Source organism: Ilumatobacter sp. (assembly GCF_049588435.1).
In the GTDB taxonomy this organism is placed as follows: domain Bacteria; phylum Actinomycetota; class Acidimicrobiia; order Acidimicrobiales; family Ilumatobacteraceae; genus Ilumatobacter_A.
Genome location: NZ_JBAVYV010000571.1, coordinates 1 through 3,590 on the forward strand (window position 1 = coordinate 1; position 3,590 = coordinate 3,590).

Below are 3,590 nucleotides of genomic sequence, written 5' to 3' on the forward strand. Positions count from 1 at the left end.
GCTCCGCGGCCGCCGGCCCGGAAGGTGACATCTGCGAGGTCACCGACGTCGGCGGCGTCGACGACAAGGGCTTCAACCAGCTCGCGTTCGAGGGTGCTCAGCAGGCAGCCGAGACCCTGGGCGTCGAAGCCCAGGTGCTCGAGTCCGCGTCCGACGCCGACTACGCAGCCAACATCCAGAGCTTCATCGAACAGGACTGTGCGCTCATCGTGACCGTCGGGTTCCTGCTCCAGGACGCAACTGCCGAGGCCGCCGCGAACAACCCGGACCAGCAGTTCGCGATCATCGACGTCGCCTACGAGGAGCCGATCGACAACGTCCTTACCCTGAACTTCGACGTCGCTGAGCCGTCGTTCGTCGCCGGCTACCTGTCGGCCGGTATGACCGAGTCGGGCACGGTTGCCACCTACGGCGGCATCAACATTCCGCCGGTCACCGTGTTCATGGACGGATACGTCAAGGGCGCCGACTACTACAACAGCGAGAACGGCGGCGAAGTCACCGCTCTCGGGTGGGACGGCTCCGACGGCACCTTCGCCGGAAACTTCGAGAACCTCGACGACGGCAAGCGGCTCGCGTCGAGCTTCGCCGACGAGGGCGCCGACATCATCTTCCCGGTCGCCGGCCCGGTCGGTCTGGGCTCGTCGGCATTCGCCGCCGAGAGCGAGGGCGTCCGGATCATCGGCGTCGACAGCGACGGATTCATCGCGAACCCGAGCGAGTCGGGCGTCTACCTCACGTCGGTGCTCAAGAACATCGACCAGGCCGTCATCGCCGCAGCCGACCAGATCGTCGGTCGTGGTGAGTTTGGTGGAGAGTACGTCGGAACCCTCGAGAACGATGGTGTGGGCCTCGCCCCGTACCACGACCAGGAGGGCGACGTTCCCGCCGAGCTGCAGACCCAGGTCGAAGACCTCATCGCCGCGCTGATCGCCGGCGACGTCACCGTCGGCTGACGATGACCTGACGGCGACGTCGTTTCGACGCTCGCCCGAACCGTTCGACGGGGACCTCCTTCACGGGAGGTCCCCGTCGTCGTTTTCGCGGGCTCCGAGCGCCGCTCCCGGCGGGCGAGGACCCGTTGCCGGAGCCGAACGCCGGGCCGACTAAGTTGACCGGCGCATGGAACTCGAGCTCCGCGGAATCACCAAACGATTTCCCGGCGTCGTGGCGAACGACAACGTGAACCTCACCATTCGGTCGGGCGAAGTGCTCGCACTGGTCGGCGAGAACGGTGCCGGCAAGTCGACGTTGATGAACATCCTGTACGGCCTGTACCACGCCGATGAAGGAGCGATCTACATCGATGGTGCGCCCGTCAGGTTCGAATCGCCGGGCGATGCGATCGCCGCAGGGATCGGAATGGTGCACCAGCACTTCATGCTCGTCCCGGTGTTCACGGTCGCCGAGAACGTGGTACTCGGGATCGAGCCCACGCGGGGGCTCTCACTCGACCGGCGCAAGGCCGCCAAGGACGTCGAACGGATCTCGGGCGAGTACGGACTCGGCCTCGACCCCGACGCCGTGATCGAGGATCTCCCGGTCGGGATCCAGCAACGCGTCGAAATCTCCAAGGTGCTGTTGCGCGATGCCGAGATCGTCGTTTTCGACGAACCGACGGCGGTTCTCACACCGCAGGAGATCGACGACTTCTTCCGGATCATCGAGTCACTCAAGGCCGCGGGGCGCGGCATCGTCTTCATCACCCACAAGCTCACCGAAGCGCTCAACGTCGCCGATCGCATCGCGGTCCTGCGACGAGGCCAGACGGTCGGCGAGGCGGACCCCGGGGAGATCGACGAGGTGGGCCTCGCGGAGCTGATGGTCGGGCGTCCGGTCCAACTGGTGGTCGACAAGGCACCGGCCGAACCCGGTGACTCCACGCTGCAGGTTCGCGACCTCCACGTGGTCGGCCAGGACGGTCGGACGCTGGTGGATCACACGAGCTTCGACGTGCACGCCGGTGAGATCGTCGGGATCGCGGGCGTCCAGGGCAACGGCCAGACCGAGTTGGTCGAAGCGATCACCGGTCTCCGCGAGATCCTCTCGGGAAGTGTCTCGGTCGACGGCATCGACCTGACCGATGCTTCCCCGAGAGATGTCCACCTGGCCGGCGTGGCACACATTCCCGAGGACCGCCAGCGTTCGGGTCTCGTCGGCGAGTTCAGCGTCGCCGAGAACATGGTGCTCACCCGCTACCACTCCGATCAGTTCAGCAACGGCGTGACGATGGATTGGCCGAGCGTGCGCTCGAACGCGCGGGAACTCACCGAGCAGTACGACGTGCGCACACCGTCGATCGACACGCCGGCCGGAACGCTGTCCGGCGGCAACCAGCAGAAGGTGATCGTCGCCCGCGAGCTGAGCCGCGATCTCCGACTCGTCATCGCCTCACAGCCCACTCGAGGCGTCGACGTCGGCTCGATCGAATACATCCACGCCCAGGTCGTCGCCGCCCGCGACGAGGGATCGGCGGTGCTGGTCGTCAGCACCGAGCTGGACGAGGTGATGGCTCTCGCCGACCGGGTGATCGTGCTCTTCCGGGGTCGCATCGTGGCCAACGTGCCCCGCGACCAGACCAGCCACAACGAGGTCGGTCTCTACATGGCCGGCGCACTCGAGCAGAACGAGCAGAACGAGCAGACGACCGCATGACCGACGTGCAATCGCCCCCCGAAGCCCCGAGCGACTCGCCGCCCGAGCGCGGCGTGGTACGCCGCGTCCTCGACCGGATCGACACGACCAATGCCGTCACCCTGCCGCTGTTGGCGTTCATCAGCGCGCTGATCATCGGCACCGTGGTGATCGCCTTCTCGGACATCGACAAGCTGCGCGACGGAGACTTCGGCGGGATCCTGACCACGATCAAGGATGCATACCTCGCGCTGCCCGACGGAGCGTTCAACGGATTCCGTCCGATCAACGAGACGATCGTCGCCACCACACCACTGCTGCTCGCAGGCCTCGCCGTTGCCGTCACGTTCCGCGCTGGACTGTTCAACATCGGCGGCACCGGTCAGATGCTCGTCGGCGGGATGGCCTCGGTGTACGTCGGCTTCTCGATGAACGGCCCGTCCATCCTCCAGATTCCACTCGCCGTCGGCGCCGGGATGCTCGGCGGAATGGTCTGGGGGCTGATCCCCGGCATCTTGAAGGCCCGTGCCGGCGTCCACGAAGTGATCTCGACGATCATGCTGAACTTCATCGCCGGATCACTGGTGTTGTACTTCCTCAAGACCGAGCTGTTCGTCCGCGAAGGCCGCAGCGACCCGATCTCGAAGCTGGTCACACCCGAGGGCACGCTGCCGAAACTGTTCGCATTCCTCGATCGACCCGAACTCCGGGCCCACATCGGCTTCCTGTTCGCGCTTGGTGCCGCCGTGTTCTTCTGGTGGCTGATCGAGCGGACGAAGCTCGGGTTCGAGATCCGTGCCGAAGGGGCCAACTCGAACGCCGCCAGGTACGCGGGGATGAAGCCTGCATTCCTGATCATCACGACGTTTGCGGTCGCCGGTGGGTTCGCCGGGCTGGCCGGCGCCAGCGAGGTGCTCGGCACCCAGGGGCGCGCCACCCAGGGATTCGCCGGCGAC

General features: G+C 66.2%; 3 protein-coding genes. All 3 read left to right on the forward strand.

The window, feature by feature from the left end; genetic code table 11:
• The coding region (locus WBV89_RS21460; protein ID WP_423983368.1) for a BMP family lipoprotein at positions 1-956 on the forward strand (956 nt) is incomplete at its 5' end.
• Positions 957-1,122: 166 nt separating this feature from the next.
• On the forward strand, positions 1,123-2,655 hold the full coding sequence (locus WBV89_RS21465) for an ABC transporter ATP-binding protein (protein ID WP_423983369.1): 1,533 nt from the start codon (positions 1,123-1,125) through the stop codon (positions 2,653-2,655).
• Positions 2,652-3,590: ABC transporter permease (locus tag WBV89_RS21470; RefSeq protein WP_423983370.1), on the forward strand; the 939-nt coding region annotated here is incomplete at its 3' end. The genes WBV89_RS21465 and WBV89_RS21470, both read left to right, overlap by 4 nt.